A 23,334-nucleotide genomic window follows, 5' to 3' on the forward strand; every position below is an offset into this window, starting at 1 on the left:
GCGCGGGCGCGCTAGAGTAAGCATATCGATGACTTCGCCCGAAACGGAGACCGCCATGAACGCCGCCCTCGACGACGCCGATTCTCGCGCGCGCCATTTCCCCGGCCTGTCGCGCGTCGGCGCGCTGATCGCCGATCCGGGCCGCGCCGCCATGCTCTGGTCCCTGATGGACGGCACCGCCCGCCCCGCCGGCGAATTGACGATGATCGCGGGGCTGTCGCCATCGGCGGCGAGCGGGCATCTCGCGCGGCTGACCGAAGGCGGCCTGCTCGCGCTCGAAGTGAGCGGGCGGCATCGCTACTATCGGATCGCGACGCCGGATATCGCCGCCGCCATCGAGGCGCTCGCCAATCTCGCGCGTGCGAGCGCGCCGCAGCGCACGCCGGAGCGTCCGCCATTGGCGGTGCCCGTCGAGATGCGTTTCGCGCGCACCTGCTACGACCATCTCGCGGGCGAACTCGCCGTGCAGCTTTTCGATGGCATGATCGCGCGCAACTGGCTCGCCGCCGCCGACGCCGACGGTCACGATGCGGCGCACGGCCCCGCCGCGCTCGACGCCACCGCGCAAGGCGCGCAGGCCTTCGCCGAACTCGGCATCGATCTGACGGCGCAGCGCGCGCGCCGGCGACGCTTCGCGTGTACATGCATCGACTGGAGCGAGCGCCGGCCGCATCTCGGCGGCGCGCTCGGCGCGGCCTTTCTCGAGGCGTGCGAGTCGCATGGCTGGATCGAGCACACCGCGAAACGCCGCGTATTGCGCGTGACGCCAGCGGGGCATCGGCACTTCGAGGACTTCCTGTCGGCGCGATAAAGCTTTGTTACGCGCGCCTGCGCGCCGTTACAAACGGCATCGTACGGATACAGGCGCCGGCGATACATTGATCCGACAGGCCGCGCGAACACAGCGTCGACGGAACGCGCGCGCGGCCGCCGGAGAATGCAATGAAGATCAAGACCGTCGCCGCCGTCGCCTTGTGCGTGCCTTTGTCGACAGCGGGACTCACCGCATTTGCGCAGACCGGACAAGGCGACCCGCCCGGACGCATCGCGCGGCTGAACTACATGGCGGGCACCGTGACGACCGAGCCGGCGGGGGCGTCCGACTGGTCCTATGCGCAGGTCAATCGTCCGCTCACGACCGGCGACCAGCTCTGGAACGACGAGAACGCGCGCTCGGAACTGCATATCGGATCGACGGCGGTGCGGCTCGGATCATCGACGGCGCTCTCCGTGCTCGCGCTCGACGACGCCTCCGCGCAGCTCAAGATCGCGCAAGGCACGCTGTCGACGCGCGTGCGCGAACTGCCGCCCGGCGCGCGCTACGAGCTCGACACGCCCAACACCGCGCTCGCGATCACGACGGCGGGCGACGTGCGCGTGGACGTCGCGCCCGACGGCCGCGCGACCACGGTGACGGTGCGAAGCGGCGGCGTCACCGCTTACGGCGATGGCGCATCGGTGCAACTCGCGGGCGGCCAGCAGATGACGTTCGAAGGCACCGATCTGCAACAGGCCTCGGCGAATGCGGCGCCCGAGCCGGACGCATTCGACCAGTGGGCCGCTTCCCGCGACGCGGCCGAAGACCGATCGGTGTCGGCCCGTTACGTGTCGCGCGATATCCCCGGCTATCAGGACCTCGATGCCAATGGCACGTGGCGCAGCGATCCGTCGTACGGGCCGGTCTGGGTGCCGAGCGCGGTTTCCGCCGACTGGGCGCCGTATCGGCAGGGACACTGGGCGTGGCAAGACCCGTGGGGATGGACCTGGATCGACGACGCGCCCTGGGGCTTCGCGCCGTATCACTATGGCCGATGGGCGTATGTCGGATCGCAATGGGCGTGGGTGCCCGGACCGATGGCCGTGAGCGCGCCGCCCGCGTATTCGCCGGCGCTCGTCGCGTTCGTCGGCGATGGCGGCAGTGACGTCGACTGGAACGTCGCGCTGACGGTCGGCGGCATCGCGGCGGCGGGCGTTGCGTGGTTTCCGCTCGGTCCGGGCGAAGCGTGGCGGCCGCATCGCGATGGCTGGAGTTCGCGATACTACGAGCGCGTGAACCGCAACGTCTACGTGCACGACACATTCGTCAACTATCGCGCGCCGCGCGGTCTCACGGCGGTGCCCGCGAACCTGTTCGTGCATGGCCAGCCGGTCGGGCGCCAGCCTTATGCGGTCGATCCGTCGCGCTGGCGCAATCCGCGCTTCTTCGCCGGTGCGCCGGGCATCGCGCCGACACGTGACAGTTACGCGCCCGGCGCGCGGCTCGCGGGTTATCGGCCGCCGCAGGGCGGATTCGCACGTCCCGTCGTCGCGACGCGTCCGCCGGTCGCGCCGCCTGTTCACGATATCCGCGGTCCCGGTGCGCGCAACGATCAGGTGCATCTCGTGGCGACGCGTGGCCCGGCGCTTTCGGTCATCGCGGGCGGTGCGCCGCACGTGGCCGTTCCCACGCAGCCCTCGCCCGGGTTGCAGTCGCATGGCAACGGCGTGCCGCATCCGTCGATGACACAGCAATTCGGCGGCGGCGATTCACGTTTGGCGCACGGCACGCCTGTAAAAGCGACGCCACCGACCTTCGCCCAGCCTTCGCCGAATTCGCAGTCGCATGGCAACGGCGTGCCGCATCCGTCGATGACACAGCAATTCGGCGGTGGCGATCCGCGTTACTCGCATCGCACGCCGGTGCAAGCGACGCAGCCGACCTTCGCCCAGCCTTCGCCGAATTCGCAGCCGCATGGCAATGGCGTGCCGCATCCGTCGATGACACAGCAATTCGGCGGCGGCGATCCGCGTTTTGCGCACGGCACGCCGGTGCAAGCGACGCAGCCTTTCGCCCAACAAGCTCCTCACGCGCCCCAGCAACATCAGCCGGCGCCGGACTACTATCGACAAGCACGCGTCGAGCAGCCGCATCACGAGATGCCGCCGCCTCAGCCAATGCATCAGGGAGCACGTCAAGCGCCGCCGCCACAAATGCAGCACCAAGAGCAGCATGAGCAACCGCATCCGCAGCCTCAACAAGCGCAGCAACCGCAGCCACAACAACAACCACAGCAGCACGGCGGCAACGAGCGGCATCGCGGCTGAGCGAGGCACAACGCAAACGCGCGGCCCTGAGCCGCGCGTCTTGTTTCCAAACCAGAAGCAAAATCGACGAACCCGGTCTACACCGCCATCGGCGCGGTGAGCGCGTCGTGATGCTTGTAGCCTTCCAGCGCGAAATCCTTCGGCTCGATCTTCTCCAGCCATTCCGGCTCATAACGCTTCGTCACCGCGTAATCCGGCACGCGATCCGAGATGATGAGCTGCGGCGACGGCAACGGCTCCCGCTTCAACTGCTCATGCAGCATGTCGAGCTGATTCTCGTAGATATGCGCATCGCCGATGAAATACGTGAACCAGCGCGGCTTGTAACCCGTCAGCCGGCCGACCAGATGCAGCAGCGCCGCGCCCTCGGTCAGGTTGAATGGCGTGCCGAGCCCGACGTCGTTGCTGCGGATGTACAGACACAGCGAAATTTCGCGGGTCACCGCGTTCGGGATGAACTGATACAGCAGATGGCACGCCGGCAACGCGATCTCGTCGAGCTTCGCGGGATTCCATGCGTGAAACAGAATGCGCCGGTCCGTCGGGCGCTCGATGATGGTATCGAGACACTGGCGCAACTGATCGATCGCCTTATACAGCAGCACCTGTTCGCGCCCATTCTCGACGAAGCTCGTCACGAGCTGAAAGCCGCGATTCGTGGCATCGGCGATCTGGTCGCCCGCGCAGGCATCGACGAGTTTGTACGCGGGCCATCTGCGCCACTGCACGCCGTAGACATCGCCGAGATCATCCGGACCTTGCCGATAGGGATTGTCGAGCCACTGCGGATTTTCGTTCGCGTTGGCGTCCCACACCTTGCAGCCGAGCGCGCGAAAATCTGCCGCGCTCTTCGACGCGCGCAGGAAACCCACGAGTTCGCCGATCGCCGACTTGAACGCGAGCTTCTTCGTGGTGACCGCCGGGAAGCCCTGCTGCAGGTCGAAGCGCAGCATCGCGCCGGGCATGCTGATCGTGCGGATGCCCGTGCGGTTTTCCTGCCAAGTGCCGGTATCGAGAATCGTCTGGACGAGCTCGAGATACTGTTTCATTCGATGTTCCCTGGGTACGCTGCGCGCCCTCGCGAACGGAAGGCGTAAAGAAGTAATTTTACCAAGCGGCGGATATCGGCGCTTGCGCGCGCGGCATGAAAAACGGGCGCCTTCTGGCGCCCGTCCGGTGTTCGTTCGCGACCTTGCCGTCAGCCGCGCGTGGCGTGCTCCGACGGCGCATCGACCTCGATATGACGCATTCCGTGCGCGCTCAGCAGCCGATACAGCGTCACGCGCGAAATGCCCAATTCGTGCGCCGCATCGCCCAGCCGCCCGCGATGACGCAAAAGCGCGAGTTCGATCGCCTGCCGCTCCGCTGCCTCGCGCGCCTGCGCGAGCGAAACCGGCGCGACCTCGACGTATTCGCCGAGTTCGAGATCGCGCGCCGTGATCTGCCGCCCTTCCGACATCACGATCGCACGACGCACGCGATTGATGAGCTCGCGCACGTTGCCCGGCCAGCCGTAGTTGTGGATCGCGGCGATCGCATCGGGCGAGAAGCCGCGCAGACGCCGGCTCGCGTCCTTCTTGAAACGGTCGAGCATGTGCTTCGCGAGCAGTTCGATGTCCTTGCCGCGCGCGCGCAGCGGCGGCTCGTCGATCTGCAGCACGCACAGGCGGTGATACAGGTCCGCGCGAAAACGCCCTTCGATCATCGCGGTCTGCATGTCGACGTGCGTCGCGGAAATGATCCGCACGTCAACGGGCGTCGAGCCATGTCCGCCGAGGCGCTCGACCTTGCGCTCCTGCAGGAAGCGCAACAGGCTCGCCTGGCTTTCGAGCGGCAGATCGCCGATTTCATCGAGGAACAGCGTGCCGCCGTTGGCGGCTTCGACGCGGCCGATCTTGCGCTGATTCGCGCCGGTGAACGCGCCGCGTTCGTAACCGAACAACTCTGATTGCAGCAGATGCGCGGGAATCGCGCCGCAGTTGATCGCGACGAACGGCTGATCCCGACGCGCCGAACGCTCGTGAATGGCGACAGCCGTCAGTTCCTTGCCGGTGCCCGATTCGCCGGAGATGAACACGGGCGCGTCGGTCATCGCGACTTTGCGGATCGAGCGGAACAGCGCGAGCATTGCATCGCACGAACCGACCATTTCGCCCTCGGCGCGGCCTTCGCTGCGCGCATCGTTCGATGCTGCGTCGTGCAGCGAAACCATGCCGTACGCATGACCGACCGAATCGACGATGCGGTCGTTCGACGTCGGCAGCGTCACGTAATCGAAGCAGTAATCGCGAATCAGACGCCGCACGGCGGCATCTTCGAGTTGTCCTGCAACGGTGGCCGCGACCCAGCCGACGTTGGTCATCGTCAGCGACGATTCGAACGCCGCGAGTTCATGAGATTCGAAATGACTCGACAGGTCCAGCAGCCCGCCGGTCGCCAGGTCGCTGCGCAGAGCCTTGCGCGTGTCCCGCGCGCTCGCAACGATTTCGATATGCCACCCGCGCTCCTCGAATCGCGCGCACAGCGTCTCGCTTGGATCGCGAGTCACATAGATGAGTTGCCGCCGAGCGACGTCCATTATTCAGATCCTTTGTTCAACATTCGTTGAAAAGGTCACGTAGTTCAGGCTCGCGCTACATCGCCGACTTCGTTGCCCTCGCGCGTTTGTCGCAAACGCCTTGAGAGGGAATTGCCACTCGAACGTCGCCCCCGGTGACACGGCGCGATACACCTCGCACCCCTTCCACGAAACCCTTTATGTCTGATTCTGCGCCGTTTTTGAGAGACTACTATAACCCAGAAGCCTCGAAAACAAATATCGCTAGAGCCGCTGGATTAGCCACAAAACCTTGATGGAATGGGGCTGTCAAGAATTTCTCACACGATTTTTAAAAACTTTGCGCACAATTTAATAAGACAAAATCTTATACCGGATTCGCGAGAACTTCATGTTTTTCTGCCTTCGTGTTTCATCGATGTAACATTTTCGCCGAAATTCTCGCAGCGCAATTTCGCCGGTTTTCTGCGGGCCGTTGTTCGGTAACGCTTCGCAGAGCATGGCACGCAATTCGCTAAATCCGCGCGATGTTTGAAGGTAAGAAATACGCCACTTCGAACGAGTGTTCGTATTCCCCTCAGCATTCTCTACTGATTAATCGTTTTACCGTTTCAACAATTACTTTATTTCCGGATGTTTCGATACCGGGAATAATTACCTTGGGGTTTTGTCGTCAAGATGGCACTCGATAGTTCATTTACACGTGGCGATGCAACAGGCGCGTATCAAAACAGCGAAGACACGGACGAAGTGACCGCGTCGCGGTTGCCCGGCCATCGGCCGACGGGTTCCGGAATCAGTGTGACGCTCTGGGACGAGATCGTGCCCGCCTCGTCGCACACGACACCGCCGCTCGACGACGACGCGCCGGAAGCCTAGCTCGCAGCCCGCGGGCGCGCCGGTAGTTGCGGTTAGAATCGAGACCCCGGCGGCGCGATCCGCGCGCCAGTCGCCTCGACCACTTTCCACATGACGATGCTGACCCTGATCGTCGCCCGCGCGCGCAACGGCGTGATCGGGCGCGAGAACCAACTGCCCTGGCGCCTGCCCGAAGATCTCGCCTTCTTCAAGCGCACGACGATGGGCGCGCCCATCATCATGGGCCGCAAGACGCATGAATCGATCGGTCGACCGCTGCCCGGGCGGCGCAATATCGTCGTGTCGCGCGACGGCACGCGCCGCTACGAAGGCTGCGACGTCGTGACGAGCCTCACCGCGGCGCTCGCGCTCGAACCGGCGAAAGAAGCGTTTCTGATCGGCGGTGCGCAGTTGTATCAGGACGCGATCGGGCGCGCGGACAAGATGATCGTCACCGAGATCGACGCCGATTTCGACGGCGACACGCGTTTTCCCGCGCCCGATCCGGAGTTGTGGCGCGAAGTGTCGCGCGAGACACATCGCGCGGCGGCGCCCAACGATTTCGCGTTCGCGTTCGTCACTTACGAGCGCATTGCATCGTCGGAATGAAAAAAGGCTCCGGACGCGCCGGAGCCTTTCTCTTTTTTCGATGGACGCGGCTTACTGGCCTGCGACCGTCATCCGTTCGATCAGCACCGAGCCGATTTCCTTCGTGCCGCGCACGACGGTATCCGCGCCAATAGCCTCGATGTGGCGGAACATCTCCTGCAACGTGCTCGCCACCGTGATTTCCTCGACGGCGTGCACGATCTTGCCGTTCTCGACCCAGAAGCCCGACGCGCCGCGCGAATAGTCGCCCGTCACGTAGTTCACGCCCTGCCCCATCAACTCCGTGAGCAGCAGGCCGGTTCCGAGCTTCTTGAGCATCGCTTCGAAGTCGTCTTCCGGCTTCGTGTGCGTGCTCGTCATCGTCAGATTGTGCGAGCCGCCGGCGTTGCCGGTCGTCTGCATGCCGAGCTTGCGCGCCGAATACGTCGACAGAAAATAGCCCTGCACGACGCCGTCCTGGACCACATCGCGGCGCTGCGTGCGCACGCCTTCCTCGTCGAACGGCGCGCTGCCCATGCCGCCCTTCACGTGCGGATCCTCGACGATCTGGATATGCGGCGCGAACACCGGCTTGCCGAGACTATCGACGAGGAACGTGGTCTTGCGATACAGCGCGCCGCCGCTCACCGCCTGAACGAACGCGCCGAGAATGCCCGCCGCGAGCGGCGCTTCGAACAGCACGCGGCACTTGCGCGTATCGAGGCTGCGGGCGTTCAGGCGCGCGAGCGCGCGTTCCGCCGCGTAGCGTCCGACCGCTTCGGGCGCGGCGAGCGTGGCGGCATCTCGCCTGGACGTGTACCAGTCGTCGCGCTGCATGTCGCGGCCGGACGCCGCGATCGGCGCGCATGCGATGTAATGCCGCGAGTACGGATAGCCCGCCATGAAGCCGCGCGAGGTCGCGAGCACGAACTGCGAATGCTGCGCGGAGACGCTCGCGCCTTCCGAGTTGGTCACGCGCTTGTCGACGGCGAATGCGGCAGCCTCCGCGCGGCGCGCGATGTCCGCGGCTTCTTCGGCGTCGATGTCCCATGGGTGATAGAGATCGAGATCCTGCGGCGCTTTCTCCAGCAGGTCTTCTTCGGCGAGGCCCGCTGCGCTGTCCTCCGCCGTGAAGCGCGCGATGTTGTAGGCCGCCGCGACCGTGTCGCGCAATGCGTCGCGCGTGAAGTCCGCCGTGCTCGCGTTGCCGCGCTTCTTGCCGATGAACACGGTCACGCCGACCATCTTGTCGCGATTGTGCTCGATGGTCTCTACCTCGCCGCGCCGCACGCTCACCGACAGGCCGTCGCCTTCGGAGATTTCGGTGGCGGCATCGCTCGCGCCGAGTTCCTTCGCGTAGCGCAGGATGTCGGAGGCGATCTCCTTCAGCTCGTCCTGCGTATGCGGGAAGTATCGTTGCTTGACGTCCATGTCTGCTGCCATTTTGGGTTGCCTTTGAAAGTCGGGCGTGTCGCGCCCGCGCATGTCGTGATGCTTCGGAAAGCCCGGCTCGAAGCGCTCGCAATCGAGCGTCGTGCGACGGGACCGGCGTATCACGCGATCATAGCAAGGACGGCGTGCATTCACCCGCCGAGCTTCGTCGCACGCCCGGCGCGAGGCGGCAAACGGGATGCGGCCGCAAGCTACAATGTCGGGATGAACCGTAAAACCCGCATCCAACCGATCGATTCCGGCCGCGACGACGATCGCGAGTCCGACGACAACGGCTACGACCGCCCGAGCAAATCCCAGTTGAAGCGCGAAATGCACGCGCTGCAGGAACTGGGCGAAGCGCTCATCGCGCTGCCGAAAGACGCGCTCAAGCGCATGCCGATGCCCGAGAATCTCGGCGACGCCGTGCGCGAGGCGCGCCGCATCACCGATCACGAAGGCAAGCGCCGCCAGTTGCAGTACGTCGGCAAGGTCATGCGCTCGCTGACCGAAGACGAAATCGCCGCGCTGCGCACCGCGCTCGACACGCATCGCGGCGTGAACAAGGCCGAAACCGCGCGCATGCACTGGATCGAGCGCACGCGCGAACAACTGCTCGCCGACGACGCCGCGCTCACCGAATTCATCCGCACGCATCCGGGCGTCGATCCGCAGGAAGGCCGCACGCTGATCCGCAATGCGCGCAAGGAGCGCGAGCAGCAGAAACCGCCACGCTATTACCGCGAACTGTTCCAGTGGATCAAGAACGCGTCGAGCGCGCAAGACGACGATATCGAAGACGACGAGGACGAGCGCAATGACGACGACGCGTGATGAGCTGAAGGTCGGACTGGTGTCGATCAGCGATCGCGCATCGGCGGGCGTGTACGAGGACAAGGGCCTGCCATCGCTCGAAGCATGGCTCGGCGAGACGCTCACGACGCCGTATCGAACCGAGACGCGGCTGATTCACGACGATGCCGCCACCATTTCCGCGACGCTCGTCGAACTCGTCGATACGCACGGCTGCGATCTCGTGTTGACCACGGGCGGCACCGGCCCGTCGCGCCGCGACGTGACACCCGAAGCGACGCTCGCCGTCGCCACCAGGCCGATGCCCGGCTTCGGCGAGCAGATGCGCCAGATCAGCCTGAATTTCGTGCCGACGGCGATTCTCTCGCGGCAAGTCGCGGTGATCCGCGAAACGGACGATCACGCCGCGCTCATCATCAATCTGCCGGGGCAGCCGAAGTCGATCCGCGAGACGCTCGAAGGACTGAAAGATGCGGACGGCAAGATGAAAGTGCCGGGCATTTTCGCGGCCGTGCCGTACTGCATCGATCTGATCGGCGGTCCGTATATCGAAACGCGGCCCGAAGTGGTCGCCGCGTTCCGGCCGAAAAGCGCGATCCGCCCGCCGAAAGCTTAAGACGCGGCGGCGCTCGCCGACGGAATCAGGAAATGCTGGCGGTAGTACTTCAGTTCGTCGATGGACTCGTGAATGTCGGCGAGCGCGGTGTGCATCGCGCGCTTCTGAAAACCCTTGTAGATCGCCGGCTGCCAGCGGCGGCACAGTTCCTTCAACGTGCTGACGTCGAGGTTGCGATAGTGGAAGAACGTCTCCAGCTCGGGCATCCAGCGCGCCATGAAGCGGCGGTCCTGGCAAATGGAGTTGCCGCACATCGGCGATTTGCCAGGCGGCACGTACTGGCCGAGAAATTCGCGGATCTGGCGCATGGCTTCGGCTTCGTCGACGGTCGAGGCCTTCACGCGCTCGGTCAGTCCCGAGCGGCCGTGCGTGTTGCGATTCCACTCGTCCATGCGGCCGAGCGCTTCGTCGGTCTGATGAATCGCAAGCACGGGGCCTTCGACCATCTTGTCGAGCGTCGAATTCGTGACGACCACCGCGATCTCGATGATGCGGTCGTTATCCGGATCGAGGCCGGTCATCTCCATGTCGAGCCACACGAGATTCATGTCGCTGCGCACGAGCGCATTGTCTTCGGATTCGGGAGCGGCGGAGATGTCGGTCATGAAAAGCGGCCTGAAAGAGGGACAGCCATGCCGCACAGTTTCTGAGCGCGCCGGCACGGCCTAGAACCTATAATTCTCGCATAGTTCAATCGGAATTCCCGGATGACCAACCTTACTCTCGCCTTCTCGACGATCTTCGTCGTCGCCCTCGTCGCGATGGTTTCGACCAAGCTGTGGCTGGCCTCGCGCCAGATCCGCTACGTCGCCGCGCATCGCAACGGCGTGCCCGCGCAGTTCAGCGGCACGATCCCGCTCACGGCGCATCAGCGCGCCGCCGACTACACCGTCGAGCGCACGCGCCTCACCATGATCGAAGTCGTCACGAGCGCGGTCGTGCTCGTCGCGCTGACGCTGCTCGGCGGCGTCCAGGCGCTCGATCTCGCCATTTCCGACTGGCTCGGCCGCGGCTATCTCGGGCAGATCGCGCTGGTGGCGTCGGTGATGGCGATAACGGGCATCATCGACCTGCCGTTCGACTACATCCGCCATTTCGTGATCGAAGAGAAGTTCGGTTTCAATCGGATGTCGAAGAAGCTCTTCTTTGCCGATCTCTTGAAGGGCACGGCGCTCGCGGTCGTGGTCGGCGCGCCGCTCCTGCTGCTCACGCTCTGGCTGATGGACCGCGCCGGCACGTTCTGGTGGCTGTGGACATGGATCGTGTGGGTCGCTTTCCAGCTTCTCGCGATGATCATCTATCCGACCTTCATCGCCCCGCTCTTCAACAAGTTCGAGCCGCTGAAGGACGAAGCGCTCGTCGCGCGCATCACGAACCTGATGTCACGCACCGGATTCGCGGCGAAGGGCCTCTTCGTGATGGACGGCAGCCGCCGCTCGGCGCACGGCAACGCGTATTTCACCGGCTTCGGCGCGGCGAAGCGCATCGTGTTCTTCGACACGCTTCTCGCGCGTCTGTCCGGCAGCGAGATCGAAGCGGTGCTCGCGCACGAGCTCGGCCACTTCAAGCGCCGTCACGTGCTGAAGCTGATGATCGTCATGTTCGGCATCAGCCTCGCGATGCTCGCGCTGCTCGGCTGGCTCGTCCAGACGACGTGGTTCTACGAAGGTCTCGGCGTGCGGCCGTCGCTCGTCGGCAGCAACAACGGGCTCGCGCTCGTGCTCTTCATGCTCGTGCTGCCCGTGTTCATGTTTTTCATCACGCCGCTCGGCAGCCTGACGTCGCGCAAAAACGAATTCGAAGCCGACGCCTTCGCCGCGAGCCAGACCGATCCGAAAGATCTCGTGAACGCGCTCGTGAAGCTCTACGAGGATAACGCGTCGACGCTCACGCCCGATCCGATCTACACCGCGTTCTACTACTCGCATCCGCCCGCCTCGCAGCGGATCGACCGCCTGATGCAGCGCGCCGCATGACGCGCGGTTTCAAGGGTTCCGGCGCGGCGGCGCGGCTCGCAGGCACGGTGATCGCGGCGCATGGGCGGCACTATCTCGTCACGCCGGAAGACGGCGGCGCGATGCTGCAATGTTTCCCGCGCGGCAAGAAGAGCGAAGTGGCCGTCGGCGATCGCGTGATCTACGAGCAGTCGTCGGCGGATCAGGGCGTGATCGTCGAGATCGGCGAGCGGCGCAATCTGCTGTATCGCTCGGATCAGTTCAAGTCGAAACTCTTCGCGGCGAATCTCGATCAACTGCTGATCGTGCTCGCCACCGAACCGCACTTCAGCGAGGACCTGCTCGGCCGCGCATTGATCGCGGCGGAGGCGCACGGGCTCGAATCGCTGATCGTGCTCAACAAGATCGACGTCGAAGGCGCGCTGCCGCTCGCGCGCGAGCGTCTCGCGCCGTATCGCGCGCTTGGATACACGGTGATCGAATTGTCGGCGAAGATGGCGCCCGGGGATGTCCACCCGCAACTCGACGCGCGCCTCAAAGACCGCTCGACGATTCTGCTCGGGCAATCGGGCATGGGCAAATCGACGCTCGTGAATCTGCTCGTCCCCGACGCCGACGCCGCCACGCGCGAAATTTCATCGGCGCTCAACAGCGGCCGTCACACGACCACGTTCACGCGCCTCTACGACTTGCCCGGCGGCGGCTCGCTGATCGATTCTCCGGGCTTCCAGGAGTTTGGCCTGCATCATCTGTCGGAAGGTCAGCTCGAACGCGCCTTCGCGGATTTCCGGCCTTATCTCGGACAGTGCCGCTTCTACAACTGCCATCATCTGCACGAGCCGGGCTGCGCGGTGCTCGAAGCCGTCGAAGCGGGCAAGATCCGGCCCGAGCGGCACGCGCTCTACGCACAACTCGTCCACGAAGCCAGCCAGATCGTTCGATGAAGCGTCTCACGCGCGCTCCCAATCTCATCACGGCGCAGCATTGGGTGAACGTGCTGGCGACGGCGGGCGTGCCGTGCGAGTTGCACAACCGCTTTCTGAACGGCGCGCTGGGCGAGATTCCGGCGGATCAGTGCGCGCCGGAGATATGGATCGTCGACGATCGCGACGAAGCGTTGGCACTGCGCCTTCTGGAGCGCGCGCGAAAAGGGCCGGACGCGAACGCCCGGCCCTGGAAATGCAGGCATTGCGGCGAATGGCTCGAGCCGCAGTTCACCGTCTGCTGGAACTGTCAGACGCCGCGCGATCCGCTCGACGACTGACTACGCCAGCCATACCGCGATCGTCAGCATCAGCAGCAGCAACATCCATAGGATCACCGCGCGCCACACGAGACCGACGGCAGATTGCAGCGTGCGCGGCGTGCAATCGTCGCCGACGGGCAGCGGGCTCGCATCGCCGACGGCAAGCGCCTCCACCGACAACGGCTCGGCCAGCGGCCCCGCCAGCCGCGCGCCGAGCGCCCCGCTGCCCGCCGCGAGCAACACGCCTTCATTTGCGTCCGGCCATTGGCGCGCGTGATTGCGCCACGCGTAGATCGCATCCTCGAAATTGCCGACGATCGCAAAGCCGAGCGCCGTGAGACGCGCGGGAATCCAGTCGATGACGAAGAACGCGCGCTGTGCGAAAGACGAAAATTCGACCGTGCGCTCGGGATCGGGCTTCGACCACGCACGCGCGAGATATTCCGCGATCCGATACAACACTGCGCCCGCCGGGCCGACAGGAATCAGGAACCAGAAGAACACGCCGAACACGTGACGATGCGACGCGACCACCGCGTGCACGAGCGTGTGTCGCACGATCTCGCTGACGGGCATATCGACCGTGTCGATGCCGGTCCATTCGGCCAGCACTTCGCGGGCGCGCGGCACGTCGTCGTTATTGAGCGCGAGGTGGATATCGGTGAAATAGTGGCTGAACTGCCGGAAGCCGAGCGTGAAGTAGACGATCACCACGTTCCACAGAAACGCCAGCGCGAAGTTGATCCGGTACAGCACGTAATAGACGAGCCCGACGAAGAGCGTCCACGGCAAGACCACCACCAGCCACGCGACGATGCCGTGCTTTTCCTTGCCGGCATCGAAACCGTGCGCGGTGGATTCCGCATGATACTGAAGCAACGCCGAAATCGGATTGTGCGGCGATAACGCGCGCATCTGCTCAATGACGAGAGCCAGCAATACGGAGAAAAAAGTCATGCGAAGCGCCGAAACAGTCGGATTAGTTCGAGTTTCGCGTAACGATAGCACAGCGCCCGTTGCGTTTTGCGCGCCAAGTAATTGCGCGAGGCGCAGCGGGCGCGCGGCCTTTGTGCGTCTTTACGCGCGAGCCGCGAGGAAGCGATAAAAATTGCGCAACATGCCGGCCGTTGCGCCCCAGATGAAATAAGGAGCCTTCCGCTCACCGGGAACGTAAGGCATCGCAAAAAAACGACGCTCGCCGCCTTCCCAGCGAAAGACGCGCACTTCGTGGTTCGCGGGGTCCATGAGCCATGCGAGCGGCACCTCGAAGATATCGGCGACTTCGCGCGTATCGGCCTTCAGCGTGAACGGCGGATACACCAGCGCGACGACCGGTGTCACCTTGAACCCCGTGCCCGTCAGATATTCCGGCATCGCGCCGATCACTTCGCAATGTTCCGCGCCCAACGCCACTTCCTCGTAGGCTTCGCGCAAAGCGGTCGCGGCGGCGTCGGCGTCCTCGGGTTCGCGGCGGCCGCCCGGAAAGCTGATCTGCCCGGCGTGATCGGAGAGATGATCGGCGCGCTGCGTCAGCAGCACGGTCAGACCGCCCTCGCGCACGACGAGCGGCACCAGCACCGACGCGACGCGCGGATCGCCGCCGATCGCCTTGATGCGCTGCTCGCGCTCTTCCTGCGTCCAGTCGAGTTCTATCGCGAAGCGCGCGCGCAAGCCTTCCGGCGTGAGGCGCTCGGGCGGAATCGGCGGGAGTGTCTCACCCGTCGATAAGACGGGCATCTTTTCGGGTTCAAGAATGCGGGGAGTCGAAGTCTTTCCGGTGGACACGGGTCAGGAATGGTTCTGTGGAAGTCTCAATTTGAACACACCAAAGAAAAAAGCACCCGCGAGGGGTGCTTTTTCCGTACTGCGTCTGGCCGGGGACTTACTCTGCGGAAGCAGCAGACTTGTCCTTGAACACCAGCTTTTCCTTGATACGAGCCGACTTGCCCGAACGCTCGCGCAGATAGTACAGCTTCGCGCGGCGGACATCGCCACGACGCTTCACGACGATGCTCGCGAGCAGCGGCGAGTAGGTCTGGAACGTACGCTCGACGCCTTCGCCCGACGAGATCTTGCGAACGATGAAGTTCGAGTTCAGGCCGCGGTTACGCTTCGCAATGACGACGCCTTCGTAAGCCTGGACACGCTTACGCGTGCCTTCGACCACGTTCACATTGACGACGACGGTATCGCCCGGCGCGAAGTCGGGGATGGTCTTCTCGCCCAGAACGCGTGCGATCTCTTCCTTCTCGAGTTGCTCAATCAGATTCATTACTGACTCCTTGTGCCATCTTGCCGGAGTTGTGTGCCTTGCATTGAGTTAGGCCCCGGTAGAGGATGGGTTTGCTTCAGACGCCGATACCACTCGACGTCCCCATTTTCCCGCTCGTCCGCTCGAAACCTATGCGGGCTTCGACGCTTCCTTCGCGAGTTCTGCGAGCCACGCCTCGTCGGCGCGGCTCAACATCTTGCTACGACGCGCCCGCTCGATCAGATCGGGCCGCTTGTTGAATGTGTTGCGCAATGCTTCGCGCCTGCGCCACGCCTCGATTTCCTTGTGATGGCCGCCGAGCAGCACATCGGGAACGCGCACGCCGTCGTACTCTTCGGGACGCGTGTAATGCGGACAATCGAGCAATACGTCGACGAAACTGTCCTGCACCGCCGATTGCGCGTCGTTCAGCACGCCCGGCAACTGGCGCACCACCGCGTCCATGAGCGCCATTGCGGGAAGCTCTCCGCCGGACAGCACGAAGTCGCCGAGGCTCACTTCTTCGTCTACTTCACGGTCGATCAGACGCTGATCGACCGCTTCGTAACGGCCGCACAGCAACACGAGACCGGGTTCCTGTGCGAACCGCATCACACGGTCATGATCAAGCTTCGCGCCTTGCGGCGACATCATCACGACGCGCGTGGACGCAATGCCCTGTTCGCGCTGCGCCGCTTTCGCCGCGTGGATCGCCTCTTCCAGCGGGCGCGCCAGCATGACCATGCCGGGGCCGCCGCCGTACGGGCGATCGTCGACGGTGCGGTAGTTGTCCGTCGTGAAATCGCGCGGATTCCACGTGCGCAGACCGAACCGCTCCTGCTTCACCGCCCGGCTGGTGATGCCCCAGTCGGTCAGTGCGCGAAACATCTCGGGAAAGAGCGTCACGACATCGAACTGCATCGCTCTCTCCGTAACGTGCGATGTTCAATAGTCGGCGTCCCAGTCGACGACGATACGCTTCGCCGCCCGGTCCACCGTCTTCACATATACCCCGACGAACGGAATCAGCCGCTCGCCAGTGACAGGCGCGCCATCCTTAGTCGTGTCCGGATACTCGATCCGAAGAATGGAATGCGCGCCGTTGTCGATCATGTCGGCGACGCGGCCCAAAGCCACGCCCGCTTCGTTTTCGACATTCAGGCCGATCAGATCGACCCAATAGAATTCGTCGTCGCTGTCGAGCTTCGGGAAATCGCTGCGTGCGATATTCACCGTGTGCCCTTTCAGCGCGAGCGCCGCATCGCGGTCGTCACAGCCGGCAAGACGCGCGACGATGGTGTCGGCGTGCACTTTCGACTGCAGGCAGCGCGCGGACTTGCGATCGCGGCCTTTGACGAGCCACCAGCGTCTGGCGCTCAACAGCGCGTCGCCGCCCTGCTTGCCATTCGCGTGCGGCACGATCTTGACCCAGCCCTTGAGACCGTAGGCATCGGCGATGAAACCGACTTCGACGGCGTCCTCGGGCAAAGCTTCGACCGGCTCGATTGCGGCTTCCGCCTCTCTTGCGCCAGAAGCATTGCCCGAAACGTCGACCGCCATGCGGCGCGCGCCCGGCTTGCGGACGAACGCGCCAAACGTGGCGGAACCTTCATCTTGCCCCGGCTTCGTTCGGCCGATGCTTTCCGATGCGCGGCCGGATTCAGAATCGCGCGCGGACATCGGCGAACCTTTGGGCAGGTTTCGAGCGTTTATGACAGCGTCGACGCAAGCGAGCTTAAGCAGCCGGCTGGGCTTGCTGAGCTTGCTTGACGAGACGCTCGACGGTCGGCGACAGTTGCGCGCCGACGCCTTGCCAGTACGTCAGGCGGTCTTGAGCGATGCGCAGCGCTTCGCCCTTGGTCGCGACGGGGTTGTAGAAGCCCACGCGCTCGATGAAGCGGCCGTCACGGCGGCTACGCGAGTCGGTTGCAACGATGTTGTAGAACGGGCGCTTCTTCGAGCCGCCACGAGCCAAGCGGATGATGACCATGCTGAAATCCTTGAAAACCGGGGTTCGGAACTACGAGAACAGGCGATTATAGCCGGATTCCGACGCCCTAACAAACACTTAACGCATTTTTTGGAACCGGCGCGATCTTCGGAACCGATTCGATGCGCTTCCGGATACTGGAAATCACGTCTCTGCGGCAACGTGCCGTTGGTGGCGCGGGCGGTCGTCAGCGTAAAATGGCAGACCGGCGTCGGCCTTCAGGCGGCGCCCGCCTCTTTCCACCACCGCTTTCGCTGATGACTTCCTCGCCCGTCGCCACGCAATCCGGCTCGCAGCCGGCCGGCAAGCAGATTCCGCCGTACTTCCGCTCGAAGACGCTGACCGCCGCGCTCGCGTTCCTGTTCGGCTGCATCGGCCTGCATCGCTTTTATTTGTATGGAATGCGCGACAAGTACGGCTGGGCGCATATCGTCGGCATCGTAATGGGCGCGTTCGGCTATCTGCTGCTCGCCGAAACGGAGCGCGCGTCGATCCTCGGCTGGGTGCTGGCCTTTCCGGGCGCGGTTTCGCTGCTCGCGGCGTTTCTGTCCGCCATCGTCTACGGCTTGCGCCCGGACGCCAAGTGGGACGCGCAATTCAACGCGCACACTGGCCGCGAAAGCCGCTCGGGCTGGACGGTCATCTTCATCGTGATTTTTTCGCTGCTCTTCGGCGCGTTCCTGTTGATGACGGGGCTCGCGCTCACCTTCCAGACCTACTTCGAAAGTCAGGTCGAAGCGGCGAAGACGCTGTCGCAATAAAACGTCAGAACAGGTCGAGCTGCGGGTTCGCCGGCGCAGGCGGTGCCGCACGCGTTCGTTTCGCCGGCCGCTGGAACTCGGACATGTCGAGAATGCCGCGCTGCCTTGCGTTCAGGCCGAGGCGCTTCGTCGCCTTCTGGAAGCGCTGTTTCAGCATGTCGGCCCACAGGCCTTCGCCCTTCATGCGCGTCGCGAAGTTCGAGTCGTAATCCTTACCGCCGCGCATGTCGCGCACGCGGCTCATCACGCGATCCGCGCGATCCGGAAAGTGCGCGGCGAGCCAGTCCTTGAAAAGCGGCGCGACTTCCCACGGCAGACGCAGCACGATATAGCTCGCGCTCGTCGCGCCCGCCTCCGCGCAGGCTTCCAGAACACGCTCCATGTCGGGCTCCGTCACGAACGGAATGACCGGCGCGATGCTCACGCCCACCGGAATGCCCGCTTCGGCGAGCGTGCGGATCGTGCGCAGACGCCGTGACGGCGTGGCCGCGCGCGGCTCCAGCGTGCGCGCGATATCCGCGTCGAGAGTGGTCACCGTGATCGCCGCCATCATCTGGCCGCGCTCAGCCATCGGCGCGAGCAGGTCGATGTCGCGCTCGATCAGCGAGCTCTTCGTGATTGCTGCGAACGGATGCCCGCAGTCGTGCAGCACCTGAACGACGCGCCGCGTGAGCTGAAGATCGCGTTCGACGGGTTGATACGCGTCCGTGTTGACGCCGAGCGCAATCGGTTCGGGTTCGTAGTTCGGCTTAGCCAGTTCGCGTTCGAGCAATTCGGGCGCGTTGATCTTCGCGTAAATCCGGCTTTCGAAATCGAGTCCCGGCGACAACCCGAGGTAACTGTGCGTCGGACGCGCGAAGCAATAGATGCAGCCGTGCTCGCAGCCGCGATATGGATTGAGCGAAACGGAGAACGGTATATCCGGCGAACTGTTGCGCGTGAGGATGCTTTTCGCGCGCTCGTCGAATATCTGCGTGCGCAGCGGCGGCGCGCCTTCCTCGTCGGGATCGGCGGTGTGCAGCCAGCCGTCGTCGACCGGCTCGCGCTCGTCCTTTTCGTAACGCCCCTGGATGTTCGCGACCGCCCCGCGCCCTTTCAGCGGGGCGGGCGGCGAGACGGGAAATTCGCGATCGGACGATGACATTGCGGTAGAACATAACGAATAACACTGTACAAATATACAGTATCGAACGTCCTCCGCAAGTGAAGAATCACGTTTCGACGAGAATCTTGAGTGTCTCCTTGATCTCCTCCATCACCACGTAGCTCTTCGACTGAACCGCGCCCGGCAACTGCAAAAGAATGTCGCCGAGCAACTTGCGATAATCCGCCATCTCGCCGATGCGCGCCTTGATCAGATAGTCGAAATCGCCCGACACGAGATGACACTCCAGCACCTCTGGAATCTTTTGAACCTCACGCCGGAATTGCTCGAACATGTTGCCGCTTTTGTGATCGAGCGTGATTTCGACGAACACGAGCAGCGCCGCGCCAAGCTCCATTGGATTCACGCGCGCGTAGTAGCCGACGATGACGCCATCGCGCTCCATGCGCTTGACCCGCTCGATGCACGGCGTAACAGACAACCCGACGCGCTCCGCCAGATCCTTCATCGCGATACGGCCGTCTTCCTGAAGAATGTTCAGGATCTTGTGATCGAGCTTGTCGAGCGCGCGCACCGGATTTCGCTGTGTTCGCATTGCTTTTTCCTGAAAATCTCGCAAATACAATAACTAAAACTGCTTTGATCTCAATACTATAGTCGATAACACTAGACGGACAGCGTGTTGCAGGCTCAGGCCACCTGTTCGGCGGACTCGGATCGGAGATCACATGCGAATCGTTATTCTCGGAAGCGGCGTTGTCGGCGTGACGAGCGCGTATTACCTTGCTCGCGCTGGCCACGAAGTCACGGTCATCGACCGCGAAGCCGGCCCCGCGCTCGAAACGAGTTTCGCGAACGCAGGACAGATCTCGCCGGGCTACGCGTCGCCGTGGGCCGCGCCGGGCGTGCCGCTCAAGGCCGTGAAGTGGATGTTCGAAAAGCACGCGCCGCTCGCGATCCGTCTCGACGGCACGATGAACCAGTTGCAGTGGATGTGGCAAATGCTGCGCAACTGCACGCAGGATCGCTATACGGTGAACAAAGGCCGCATGGTCCGCCTCGCCGAATACAGCCGCGACTGCCTGCAGGCGTTGCGCGCCGATACCGGCATCTCGTACGAAGGCCGCACCGGCGGCACGCTGCAACTTTTTCGCACGCAACAGCAATTCGACGGTGCGGGCAAGGACATCGCCGTGCTGAAGGACGCGAACGTCCCGTTCGAGCTGCTCACCGCCGACGAACTCAAGAAAGCCGAACCCGCGCTTGCCGCCGTGTCGCACAAGCTGACGGGCGGCCTGCGCCTGCCGAACGACGAAACCGGCGATTGCCAGATGTTCACGACGCGCCTCGCCGCGATGGCCGAAGCCCTCGGCGTCAAGTTTCGCTACAACACGCCGATCGACGCGCTCGCGGTTGCCAACGGCCGCATCGCGGGCGTGCAGTGCGGCAAGGAACTGGTGACAGCGGATTCGTACGTCGTCGCGCTGGGTTCGTATTCGCCGAAGCTGCTAGGCGATCTCGTCAAGATCCCGGTTTATCCGCTGAAGGGCTATTCGCTCACGGCGCCTATCGTCGATGCGAACCGCGCGCCGGTATCGACCGTGCTCGACGAAACGTACAAGATCGCGATCACGCGTTTCGACGACCGTATCCGCGTCGGCGGCATGGCGGAAATCGTCGGCTATGACAAGACGCTGAAGCAGGCGCGCCGCGAAACCCTCGAAATGTGCGTGAACGACCTGTTCCCGGGCGGCGGCGACACCGCGAGCGCCACGTTCTGGACCGGCCTGCGCCCGATGACGCCGGACGGCACGCCGATCGTCGGCCGCACGCCCGTGCCGAACCTGTTCCTGAACACGGGCCACGGCACGCTCGGCTGGACGATGTCGTGCGGTTCGGGCCAGTTGCTCGCCGATCTGATGTCCGGCAAACAGCCCGCGATCCGCGCGGACGATCTTTCGGTGCATCGCTATTTCGGCGATGTCGGCGTGAAGACGCGTCCGGGATACGCGAACGCGTAATTCGCCTCATCGCATCGAAAAAGAAGGCGCCTTCGATTGAAGGCGCCTTTGTCATTTCAGAACTGATCTTCGCTCAGCGCGAGCACGCCTTCGTTGCCGTTCGCGCTGATAATCGACGCCTCGATGCCCGGCGCGAGCGACAGAATGTGCTCCGCGAAGAACTCGGCCGTCGCGATCTTTGCGCCGTGGAAACTTTCGTCTTCCGCCCGCTTCGCGTGCGAGACGAGCATCGCGCGCGCCATTTGCCATCCCGACAACACGATGCCCGCAAGCCGAAGATACGGCACGCTGCCCGCGAACGCCGCATTCGGATCGCTTCTGAACTTCGCGATGATGAACTCGATCGCGCGCGCGAGCGACAGACTGCCCGCGCTCAAATGCCGGTGCATCGACTTGAACGGCTTGCCGTCGATATCCGCGAGCGCCGCGATCGTCTGATCGATCTGCGCGAGCAGCGCCTGCGCGGTCGCGCCGCCATCGCGCACGGTCTTGCGGCCGACGAGATCGTTCGCCTGGATCGCGGTCGTGCCTTCGTAGATCGGCAGAATGCGCGCATCGCGATAATGCTGCGCCGCGCCCGTCTCCTCGATGAAGCCCATGCCGCCGTGCACCTGCACGCCGAGACTCGCGACATCGACGGAAATTTCCGTGCAAAAGCCTTTCACGATCGGCACGAGATATTCGTAGATCGCCTGATGGCTCTTCTTTGCGTCGCCGTCCGGATGGCCGTGCGCGAGATCGCTGTGCGCCGCCGCGACATAAGCGAGCGCGCGGGCGCCTTCGGTGTAGGCGCGCATCGTCGAGAGCATGCGGCGCACGTCGGGATGATGGATGATCGTCACCGATTCCTTTGCGCTGCCGTCGACAGGACGGCTTTGCACGCGCTCCTTCGCATACGCGACGGCCTGCTGATACGCGCGCTCCGCGATCGCAACGCCTTGCATGCCGACGGCGAAACGCGCGGCGTTCATCATGATGAACATGTATTCGAGGCCGCGATTCTCTTCCCCGATCAGATAGCCGGTCGCGCCGCCGTGATCGCCGTATTGCAACACGGCCGTCGGGCTCGCCTTGATGCCGAGCTTGTGCTCGATCGACACGCAATGCACGTCGTTGCGCGCGCCGAGCGATCCGTCGTCGTTGACGAGAAACTTCGGCACGAGAAAGAGCGAAATGCCTTTCACGCCTTCGGGCGCATCGGGCGTGCGCGCGAGCACCAGATGGACGATGTTCTTCGCCATGTCGTGTTCGCCGTAGGTGATGAAGATTTTCGTACCGAAGAGCTTGTATGTGCCGTCGCCCTGCGGTTCGGCGCGCGTGCGCACCAGCGCGAGATCGGAACCGGCCTGCGGCTCGGTGAGGTTCATCGTCCCGGTCCATTCGCCCGCGATGAACTTCGGCAGATAGCGCGCCTTCTGCTCGTCGCTGCCGGCGGTGAGAAGCGCTTCGATCGCGCCGTCGGTCAGCAGCGGACACAGCGCGAACGAGAGATTCGAAGAGTTCAGCGCTTCGATGCACGGCGTCGCGATGAGCTTCGGCAAGCCCTGGCCGCCGAAGTCCGCCGGATGCACGACGCCTTGCCAGCCGCCTTCCGCGAACTGGCGAAACGCGTCCTTGAAGCCGGGCGACGTCGTCACTTCGCCGTTCGTCCAGACGCTCGGATTGCGATCGCCGGCGACATTAAGCGGCGCGAGCACTTCGCCGCAGAAGCGCGCGGCTTCCTCGACGACGGCCTGCGCCGTGTCGAAACCCGCGTCTTCGTTACCGGGCAACGCCGCGATGCCGTCGATATCCGCGAGTTCCTTTACTACGAACAGCATGTCTTTGAGCGGGGCTTTGTAGCTCATCGTCCTGTCTCCTCCCAATTCGGGCTTCGGCTTTTCCGGGTACAAAAAAAGGGCGCAACGTTCGTCGCGCCCTTTATGGTTTTTGTGGCGAGTGTTCGACTCACACGACGCGGTTTCAGCCCAACTCTTTCACCAGTTCCGGCACGACCGAGAACAGATCGCCGACGAGACCGTAATCGGCCACGCTGAAAATCGGCGCTTCCGGGTCCTT

Annotated in this window: 24 protein-coding genes and 1 pseudogene; 11 read left to right on the top strand and 14 right to left on the bottom strand. The window is 63.8% G+C overall.

Annotated elements, in window-relative coordinates:
• Window positions 1-55 precede the first annotated feature (55 nt).
• Entirely contained in the window at window positions 56-811 is a 756-nt protein-coding gene (locus AWB77_RS20840) for an ArsR/SmtB family transcription factor (protein ID WP_096031161.1), read from the top strand.
• 131 nt (window positions 812-942) lie between these two features.
• Window positions 943-3,084: a DUF6600 domain-containing protein gene (locus AWB77_RS20845; protein ID WP_061136329.1), complete on the top strand. Its 2,142-nt coding sequence runs from the start codon at window positions 943-945 to the stop codon at window positions 3,082-3,084.
• Window positions 3,085-3,161: 77 nt separating this feature from the next.
• On the opposite strand, the gene AWB77_RS20850 is transcribed toward AWB77_RS20845, so the two are convergent.
• Window positions 3,162-4,133 (bottom strand): thymidylate synthase, encoded by a 972-nt coding sequence (locus tag AWB77_RS20850; protein ID WP_061136330.1) that lies wholly within the window; start codon window positions 4,131-4,133, stop codon window positions 3,162-3,164.
• Window positions 4,134-4,282: 149 nt separating this feature from the next.
• Window positions 4,283-5,662 carry a sigma-54 dependent transcriptional regulator gene (locus tag AWB77_RS20855; protein ID WP_061136331.1) on the bottom strand — a complete coding sequence of 460 codons (1,380 nt, stop codon included), beginning with the start codon at window positions 5,660-5,662 and terminating at the stop codon, window positions 4,283-4,285.
• Window positions 5,663-6,319: 657 nt separating this feature from the next.
• Between AWB77_RS20855 and AWB77_RS20860 the strand changes: the two genes are divergently transcribed.
• Window positions 6,320-6,520 carry a hypothetical protein gene (locus AWB77_RS20860; protein ID WP_061136332.1) on the top strand — a complete coding sequence of 67 codons (201 nt, stop codon included), beginning with the start codon at window positions 6,320-6,322 and terminating at the stop codon, window positions 6,518-6,520.
• 90 nt (window positions 6,521-6,610) lie between these two features.
• The gene (locus AWB77_RS20865) at window positions 6,611-7,108 is read left to right on the top strand and encodes a dihydrofolate reductase (protein ID WP_061136333.1); all 498 of its coding nucleotides are present in this window, start codon (window positions 6,611-6,613) and stop codon (window positions 7,106-7,108) included.
• A 51-nt stretch (window positions 7,109-7,159) separates the two neighbouring features.
• Here the strand turns inward: AWB77_RS20865 and pmbA are convergent, their stop codons facing one another.
• Window positions 7,160-8,530, bottom strand: coding sequence for a metalloprotease PmbA (gene pmbA / locus AWB77_RS20870; protein WP_061136334.1), 1,371 nt, complete (start codon window positions 8,528-8,530; stop codon window positions 7,160-7,162).
• 213 nt (window positions 8,531-8,743) lie between these two features.
• Between pmbA and yjgA the strand changes: the two genes are divergently transcribed.
• Together yjgA and mog are read left to right on the top strand one after the other, a co-directional pair.
• Window positions 8,744-9,352 carry a ribosome biogenesis factor YjgA gene (gene yjgA / locus AWB77_RS20875; RefSeq protein ID WP_061136379.1) on the top strand — a complete coding sequence of 203 codons (609 nt, stop codon included), beginning with the start codon at window positions 8,744-8,746 and terminating at the stop codon, window positions 9,350-9,352.
• Entirely contained in the window at window positions 9,336-9,947 is a 612-nt protein-coding gene (gene mog / locus AWB77_RS20880) for a molybdopterin adenylyltransferase (RefSeq protein WP_061136335.1), read from the top strand. The genes yjgA and mog overlap by 17 nt, the downstream gene beginning before the upstream one ends.
• Here mog and orn read toward each other — a convergent pair.
• The gene (gene orn, locus AWB77_RS20885) at window positions 9,944-10,552 is read right to left on the bottom strand and encodes an oligoribonuclease (RefSeq protein WP_061136336.1); all 609 of its coding nucleotides are present in this window, start codon (window positions 10,550-10,552) and stop codon (window positions 9,944-9,946) included. The genes mog and orn overlap by 4 nt on opposite strands.
• A gap of 102 nt (window positions 10,553-10,654) precedes the next feature.
• On the opposite strand from orn, the gene AWB77_RS20890 reads away from it, so the two are divergent.
• Genes AWB77_RS20890 through AWB77_RS20900 form a run of 3 tightly spaced genes read left to right on the top strand, consistent with a single transcriptional unit; the run spans window position 10,655 to window position 13,166 of the window.
• Entirely contained in the window at window positions 10,655-11,923 is a 1,269-nt protein-coding gene (locus tag AWB77_RS20890) for a M48 family metallopeptidase (protein WP_061136337.1), read from the top strand.
• Entirely contained in the window at window positions 11,920-12,846 is a 927-nt protein-coding gene (gene rsgA, locus AWB77_RS20895) for a ribosome small subunit-dependent GTPase A (protein WP_061136338.1), read from the top strand. The genes AWB77_RS20890 and rsgA overlap by 4 nt, the downstream gene beginning before the upstream one ends.
• The gene (locus AWB77_RS20900; RefSeq protein ID WP_061136339.1) at window positions 12,843-13,166 is read left to right on the top strand and encodes a putative signal transducing protein; all 324 of its coding nucleotides are present in this window, start codon (window positions 12,843-12,845) and stop codon (window positions 13,164-13,166) included. Before rsgA ends, AWB77_RS20900 begins: the two co-directional genes overlap by 4 nt.
• Here AWB77_RS20900 and AWB77_RS20905 read toward each other — a convergent pair whose 3' ends face one another.
• The 6 genes from AWB77_RS20905 to rpsP all read right to left on the bottom strand — a co-directional run bounded on the left by AWB77_RS20905 (window position 13,167) and on the right by rpsP (window position 17,389).
• Complete coding sequence (locus tag AWB77_RS20905) at window positions 13,167-14,105, bottom strand: CobD/CbiB family protein (RefSeq protein ID WP_061136340.1); 939 nt, start codon at window positions 14,103-14,105, stop codon at window positions 13,167-13,169. It lies immediately after the preceding gene.
• A 120-nt stretch (window positions 14,106-14,225) separates the two neighbouring features.
• Complete coding sequence (locus AWB77_RS20910; RefSeq protein ID WP_061136341.1) at window positions 14,226-14,885, bottom strand: CoA pyrophosphatase; 660 nt, start codon at window positions 14,883-14,885, stop codon at window positions 14,226-14,228.
• Between the two features lie 145 nt (window positions 14,886-15,030).
• A complete protein-coding gene (gene rplS / locus AWB77_RS20915) occupies window positions 15,031-15,420 on the bottom strand; it encodes a 50S ribosomal protein L19 (RefSeq protein WP_061136342.1) in 390 nt (129 codons plus the stop codon).
• A gap of 129 nt (window positions 15,421-15,549) precedes the next feature.
• Window positions 15,550-16,320 carry a tRNA (guanosine(37)-N1)-methyltransferase TrmD gene (trmD, locus tag AWB77_RS20920; protein WP_061136343.1) on the bottom strand — a complete coding sequence of 257 codons (771 nt, stop codon included), beginning with the start codon at window positions 16,318-16,320 and terminating at the stop codon, window positions 15,550-15,552.
• A gap of 24 nt (window positions 16,321-16,344) precedes the next feature.
• Complete coding sequence (rimM, locus tag AWB77_RS20925) at window positions 16,345-17,079, bottom strand: ribosome maturation factor RimM (protein WP_061136344.1); 735 nt, start codon at window positions 17,077-17,079, stop codon at window positions 16,345-16,347.
• A gap of 55 nt (window positions 17,080-17,134) precedes the next feature.
• A complete protein-coding gene (gene rpsP / locus AWB77_RS20930; RefSeq protein ID WP_061136345.1) occupies window positions 17,135-17,389 on the bottom strand; it encodes a 30S ribosomal protein S16 in 255 nt (84 codons plus the stop codon).
• A 257-nt stretch (window positions 17,390-17,646) separates the two neighbouring features.
• Between rpsP and AWB77_RS20935 the strand changes: the two genes are divergently transcribed.
• On the top strand, window positions 17,647-18,150 hold the full coding sequence (locus AWB77_RS20935; RefSeq protein ID WP_061136346.1) for a TM2 domain-containing protein: 504 nt from the start codon (window positions 17,647-17,649) through the stop codon (window positions 18,148-18,150).
• A 4-nt stretch (window positions 18,151-18,154) separates the two neighbouring features.
• On the opposite strand, the gene AWB77_RS20940 is transcribed toward AWB77_RS20935, so the two are convergent.
• Complete coding sequence (locus AWB77_RS20940) at window positions 18,155-19,294, bottom strand: PA0069 family radical SAM protein (protein WP_061136347.1); 1,140 nt, start codon at window positions 19,292-19,294, stop codon at window positions 18,155-18,157.
• Between the two features lie 67 nt (window positions 19,295-19,361).
• On the bottom strand, window positions 19,362-19,850 hold the full coding sequence (locus AWB77_RS20945) for an Lrp/AsnC ligand binding domain-containing protein (RefSeq protein WP_061136348.1): 489 nt from the start codon (window positions 19,848-19,850) through the stop codon (window positions 19,362-19,364).
• 133 nt (window positions 19,851-19,983) lie between these two features.
• Between AWB77_RS20945 and AWB77_RS20950 the strand changes: the two genes are divergently transcribed.
• Window positions 19,984-21,276: a D-amino acid dehydrogenase gene (locus tag AWB77_RS20950; RefSeq protein WP_061136349.1), complete on the top strand. Its 1,293-nt coding sequence runs from the start codon at window positions 19,984-19,986 to the stop codon at window positions 21,274-21,276.
• A 56-nt stretch (window positions 21,277-21,332) separates the two neighbouring features.
• Here AWB77_RS20950 and AWB77_RS20955 read toward each other — a convergent pair whose 3' ends face one another.
• Window positions 21,333-23,123: an acyl-CoA dehydrogenase gene (locus AWB77_RS20955; protein ID WP_061136350.1), complete on the bottom strand. Its 1,791-nt coding sequence runs from the start codon at window positions 23,121-23,123 to the stop codon at window positions 21,333-21,335.
• 115 nt (window positions 23,124-23,238) lie between these two features.
• Window positions 23,239-23,334 (bottom strand): annotated as a pseudogene (locus AWB77_RS35405) (electron transfer flavoprotein subunit alpha/FixB family protein); the annotation flags it as partial.

The organism is Caballeronia fortuita (genome assembly GCF_001544835.2).
GTDB lineage: Bacteria > Pseudomonadota > Gammaproteobacteria > Burkholderiales > Burkholderiaceae > Caballeronia > Caballeronia fortuita.